Origin of the sequence: Paraglaciecola sp. (assembly GCF_030730205.1) — a bacterium.
Lineage (GTDB): Bacteria > Pseudomonadota > Gammaproteobacteria > Enterobacterales > Alteromonadaceae > Paraglaciecola.
In genome coordinates this window covers 1-5,185 of the sequence record NZ_JANQVQ010000050.1, presented here as the reverse complement: position 1 = coordinate 5,185, position 5,185 = coordinate 1, and the positions used below count along the sequence as shown (strand labels likewise).

Sequence of the window (5,185 nt, the reverse complement as noted above, 5' to 3'; positions counted from 1 at the left end):
ACGTAAGCGTGCTGATGAACAACGTTTGTTTGTTATTCGCGCCGACGGCTCAGTAATGGTGCCGGGTACAAACAGCTGGTTTACTGCGGCTAATGACGAACTAAAACCAGGCGATACCATTATTATGCCGTTAGACACCGAATATAAAGATAGCTTAAGCACTTGGGCACAAGTAACCCAAATCTTTTATCAAACGGCAGTTGCTATTGCCGCGTTAAATTCCTTTTAACCATAAGCCTTAGCCTTATCTTAAATATGGGTAAGGCTTTCTTAGGAACGTTATGACAGAACAATTACAACAACAGCAACTTGCCGACGACGAAATTGATTTACGAGAGCTAGTTAAAGCTATTTGGAAAGGTAAGTGGATAATTATTGCTACAACTTTTGTATTTAGTGTGACAGCAGTATTTTATGCACTAAGCTTACCTAATGTCTACAAAAGTGAAGTTACGCTTTCACCTGTGTCTGATGACGCTGGTTTAAAAATCCCTGGTCAACTTGGTGGACTTGCAGCCCTAGCGGGAGTTAATTTGGGCGGTTTAGGGGGGAAAGATAAAACAAGTCTTGCCCTTGAAATTATGAGATCACGTCAGTTTATCGGTCGTTTTATTGAAGAAAATGATTTGTATCTTCCTGTAATTGCAGCTGAAGGGTGGAGTCGTTCAGAAGATAAACTTATTTTTGACCCTAAAATTTATAATGAGTTAAATAAAGAATGGGTTCGTGAAGTTTCCATGCCTTTTCAAGCTAAGCCAAGCACTTTAGAAACTTATGAAAAGTTAAAAAAATTACTATCTATAAATCAAGATACAACATCCGGTATTGTTAGAATAAGTATCGAACATTATTCACCAAACTTAGCGAAATTGTGGGTCGATAAATTTGTTGAAGCCATAAATGAAGACATGCGTTCACGTGATCTCGCAGAGGCACAAAAAAGTATTGCATATTTAAACAGTCAAATTGCTGAGACGAATATAGCTGATGTCCGAACAATGTTATTTTCACTTATAGAAGAACAAACTAAAACCGTAATGTTAGCTAATGTACGTGATGAATATATATTAAAAACTGTTGACCCTGCAGTTGTTGCTGAAAAAAAAATAAAACCTAAGCGTGCAATTATTGTGATTTTAGGAATGTTTATTGGTTTTTTCACATCAGTTTTCATAGTTTTTTTTCGTTATTTTAACAGAAAGATTTAAGGTTTTTAGATGAAAATAATTATAACAGGTGGCGCAGGATTTATAGGCTCTGCGGTAGTACGACACATTATAAATAATACTCATAGTTCTGTTATAAATGTTGACAAACTAACATATGCTGGGAATTTAAATTCAGTTTCAGATGTGGCAAAAAATGAACGTTATATATTTGAAAAAATCGATATTTGCGATGCAGATTCGATAAACAAGTTATTTCAAAAACATCAGCCTGATGCAGTAATGCACCTAGCAGCTGAAAGCCATGTTGATCGCTCTATAGATGGTCCAGCCGCGTTTATTCAAACTAATATAGTTGGTACTTATACCCTTCTAGAAGCAGCGCGCACATATTGGAAAAATTTGCCTCTAAAGCGCAAAGAAGCATTCCGTTTTCATCATATATCAACTGATGAAGTGTATGGAGATGTAGACGGTACTGATGATTTATTTACTGAAAATACTTCATATGCACCAAGTAGCCCTTACTCAGCAAGTAAGGCAAGTTCAGACCACTTGGTTAGGGCTTGGCATCGCACCTTTGGTTTACCAGTTATCGTAACAAATTGTTCTAACAATTATGGCCCATATCATTTTCCAGAGAAGTTAATACCTTTAGTTATTTTAAATGCGCTATCTGGTAAACCTTTACCGATTTATGGTAAGGGAAATCAAATTAGAGACTGGTTATATGTGGATGATCATGCAAGGGCACTATACAAGGTTGTTACAGAAGGTATTGTAGGTGAAACCTACAATATTGGTGGTCATAATGAGAAACAGAATATAGATGTTGTTAAAACCATTTGTACCATTCTTGAAGAGCTTGCACCAATTAAAAACTCACTTCTTGATATTCCAAATTATGAGAGTCTAATTACCTATGTACAGGATCGGCCTGGTCATGATTTACGTTATGCAATTGATGCTAGTAAGATTGAGCGTGAGCTAGGCTGGATACCACAAGAAACATTCGAAACTGGGCTCAGAAAGACTGTTGCTTGGTATTTAGCTAATCGCGATTGGTGGAGTTCGGTACTAGATGGTAGCTACAAATTAGAGCGGTTAGGACAAGGAACCTAGAAAATGAAAGGTATAGTATTGGCTGGTGGATCAGGTACTCGACTGTACCCTATTACTCGTGGTGTTTCTAAACAGTTGCTTCCTATTTATGATAAGCCGATGATTTATTACCCTTTGTCTGTTCTTATGTTAGCAGGCATAAAAGATATACTCATCATCACAACGCCTGAAGACCAATCAGGGTTTATACGTATGCTTGGAAATGGTAGTGATTTTGGTATCAATTTAAGTTATGCAATTCAACCCAGCCCAGATGGGCTTGCACAAGCCTTTACTATTGGTGAGAATTTCATTGGAAATGACAGTGTATGTTTAGTACTTGGAGACAATATATTCTGGGGGCAGGGTTTTACTCCAATTATAAAACGTGCTGCTAATAGAAAGTCTGGCGCTAGTGTGTTTGGTTATCAAGTTAAAGATCCTGAGCGTTTTGGTGTTGTTGCTTTCGATGAAAATCAGAAAGCAATTAGTATTGAAGAAAAACCAAAGAATCCTCAGTCTAACTTTGCTGTGACTGGCTTATATTTTTACGACAATGATGTTGTAGAAATGGCTAAAAAAGTCGTACCAAGTCAACGTGGTGAACTTGAGATAACTTCAATTAATCAAATGTACATGGCACGTGGTGATTTAAATGTTGAGCTTCTTGGTCGAGGTTTTGCGTGGCTTGATACTGGAACACATGAGAGTTTGTTACAAGCTGCAATGTTTGTTGAGACAATTGAAAAGAGACAAGGTTATAAAATATCTTGTCTTGAAGAAATTGCATGGCGAAATGGTTGGCTGACTGATGAGCAAGTATTAACTGCAGCTGCGTCTTTGTCGAAAAACGGTTATGGTCAGTATTTAAATGATTTGATTGTGAGTAAATTTTAATGCCTTATTTAACTGAACAAGAATTGGGTGCTATGGGTTTTAAATCACTTGGTAAGAACGTCAAGATTAGCAACAAGGCATGTATCTATAATACTGATCAAATTGAAGTTGGTGACTACTCCCGTATTGATGATTTTTGTGTTGTATCAGGCAAAATGAGAATTGGAAGGAATGTTCATATAACGCCACAGTGTTTGTTGGCTGGTGGCATCCCAGGTTTATTCATCGAAGATTTCGCAACACTGGCATATGGCGTAAAGGTATTTACGCAATCAGATGATTACTCTGGTGCTACGATGACAAATTCAACAGTTCCGAAGCAGTTCAAAAACGAATTAATGTTACCAGTTAGAATTGGTCGCCATTCTATAATCGGCGCTGGTGCGATTATTATGCCTGGTGTTGAAATTGCTGAGGGTAATTCAGTCGGGGCAAATTCACTCGTTATCAAGTCAACAGAAAGTTGGTCAATTTATGTGGGCTCGCCAGCTAAAAAAATTAAAGACCGAAAAAAAGACTTACTCGAATTAGAAAAAAAATTTTTGGAGATTTAGGATGATTCCTTTCAATAAGCCCCCTCTTACTGGCAACGAACAGCAATATGTTTTGCAGGCAATGCAGAGTAATAAAATTTCTGGTGATGGTTACTTTGGTAAAAAAAGTCAGGCATGGTTCGAAAAGAGTCTTGGATGCATAAAAACACTCCTAACACCTTCTTGTACAGCCGCTTTAGAAATGGCTGCAATTTTAATTGATATTCAACCTGGTGATGAGGTGATCGTACCAAGTTATACCTTTGTAAGTACATCAAATGCTTTCGTATTGCGTGGCGCAAAGATTGTATTTGTAGATATTCGACCTGATACGATGAATATTGACGAAACAAAAATTGAAGCGGCTGTCACCTCAAAAACAAAAGCAATTGTTCCAGTTCATTATGCAGGTGTTGGTTGCGAGATGGATGTCATCATGGATATTGCTAAACGCCATGATTTGTTTGTTGTAGAAGATGCTGCTCAAGGTATGATGAGCAACTATAAAGGTAAACCGCTTGGAACAATAGGGCACCTTGGAGCGTTTAGTTTTCACGAAACTAAAAACTATACTAGTGGTGGTGAAGGTGGTTTATTGATTATTAACGACGAACGTTTTTCACATCGAGCTGAAGTTATTCGTGAAAAAGGTACCAATCGTAGTCAATTTTTCCGTGGACAAGTTGATAAATACACTTGGGTTGACATAGGTAGTAGTTTTTTACCAAGCGAATTACAAGCAGCCTATTTATGGGGGCAGCTAGAAAAAGTTAATGAAATAAATGTAAACCGTTTAGAAATATGGAATGGCTACCATCAAGCATTTAAATCACTCCAAGATTCAGGTTTTGTTGAATTACCAACTATTCCAACAACCTGTGAACACAATGCCCATATGTTTTACCTAAAACTTAAAAACATTGACCAGCGCACTGCATTTATTGAATATCTAAAATGTAATGAAATCTCTGCCGTATTTCATTACATACCACTGCATTCTGCACCAGCAGGTCAAAATTGTGGACGGTTAGATGGCGTAGACGCGTTCACTACGAGTGAAAGCGAGCGACTTGTGAGGCTACCACTTTACTTTCAAATGCAAAAAGAAGAACAAGAGAAAGTAATTAATGCAGTAATGAGATTTTTTGTTTGAACGTAAAGAAACTTTTTCAATTTTCCATAGGGCCGTTTGGTGCTGCGGCCATAGGTATAGTAATACTGCCATTTGTTGCATGGTTTTTTTCTGTCGAAGACGTCGGCAGACTAACTATGCTTCAAATAGTGTTAAGTTTAAGTATTAGTTTATTTAGTTTAGAAATGCACAAAGCTTATGTTAGAGAATATCATGAGGAAGCCGATAAATTTTCTTTACTCAAAGTTGCTGCGCTTCCAGGTTTAATTTTAACAACATTTTTATCTTTTATTTTACTCGTATCACCTATTTCAATTTCACAAATATTATTTGGAATTGAATCAGAATTTTTAACA

6 protein-coding genes and 1 pseudogene are annotated in these 5,185 nt (G+C 37.0%); all 7 read left to right on the top strand.

Annotated features, from left to right (window positions below):
• The coding region (locus NWQ57_RS04775) for a hypothetical protein (protein ID WP_306020982.1) at window positions 1-229 on the top strand (229 nt) is incomplete at its 5' end.
• 52 nt (window positions 230-281) lie between these two features.
• Window positions 282-1,208: a Wzz/FepE/Etk N-terminal domain-containing protein gene (locus NWQ57_RS04770; protein WP_306020980.1), complete on the top strand. Its 927-nt coding sequence runs from the start codon at window positions 282-284 to the stop codon at window positions 1,206-1,208.
• A 9-nt stretch (window positions 1,209-1,217) separates the two neighbouring features.
• Window positions 1,218-2,288 (top strand): dTDP-glucose 4,6-dehydratase, encoded by a 1,071-nt coding sequence (gene rfbB, locus NWQ57_RS04765; RefSeq protein ID WP_306020979.1) that lies wholly within the window; start codon window positions 1,218-1,220, stop codon window positions 2,286-2,288.
• Window positions 2,289-2,291: 3 nt separating this feature from the next.
• Window positions 2,292-3,164 carry a glucose-1-phosphate thymidylyltransferase RfbA gene (gene rfbA / locus NWQ57_RS04760; protein WP_306020978.1) on the top strand — a complete coding sequence of 291 codons (873 nt, stop codon included), beginning with the start codon at window positions 2,292-2,294 and terminating at the stop codon, window positions 3,162-3,164.
• Complete coding sequence (locus NWQ57_RS04755) at window positions 3,164-3,718, top strand: acyltransferase (RefSeq protein ID WP_306020977.1); 555 nt, start codon at window positions 3,164-3,166, stop codon at window positions 3,716-3,718. The genes rfbA and NWQ57_RS04755 overlap by 1 nt, the downstream gene beginning before the upstream one ends.
• A gap of 1 nt (window position 3,719) precedes the next feature.
• Entirely contained in the window at window positions 3,720-4,850 is a 1,131-nt protein-coding gene (rffA, locus tag NWQ57_RS04750) for a dTDP-4-amino-4,6-dideoxygalactose transaminase (protein WP_306020976.1), read from the top strand.
• Window positions 4,847-5,185, top strand: a pseudogene (locus NWQ57_RS04745) (polysaccharide biosynthesis family protein); the annotation flags it as partial. The gene rffA and the pseudogene NWQ57_RS04745, both read left to right, overlap by 4 nt.

Excerpts from the sequence above, each read along its gene's own strand:
- NWQ57_RS04770 (WP_306020980.1), top strand. The coding sequence starts at position 282 with ATGACAGAACAATTACAACAACAGCAACTTGCCGACGACGAAATTGAT.
- rffA (WP_306020976.1), top strand. The coding sequence starts at position 3,720 with ATGATTCCTTTCAATAAGCCCCCTCTTACTGGCAACGAACAGCAATAT.
- rfbB (WP_306020979.1), top strand. The coding sequence starts at position 1,218 with ATGAAAATAATTATAACAGGTGGCGCAGGATTTATAGGCTCTGCGGTA.
- NWQ57_RS04755 (WP_306020977.1), top strand. The coding sequence starts at position 3,164 with ATGCCTTATTTAACTGAACAAGAATTGGGTGCTATGGGTTTTAAATCA.
- rfbA (WP_306020978.1), top strand. The coding sequence starts at position 2,292 with ATGAAAGGTATAGTATTGGCTGGTGGATCAGGTACTCGACTGTACCCT.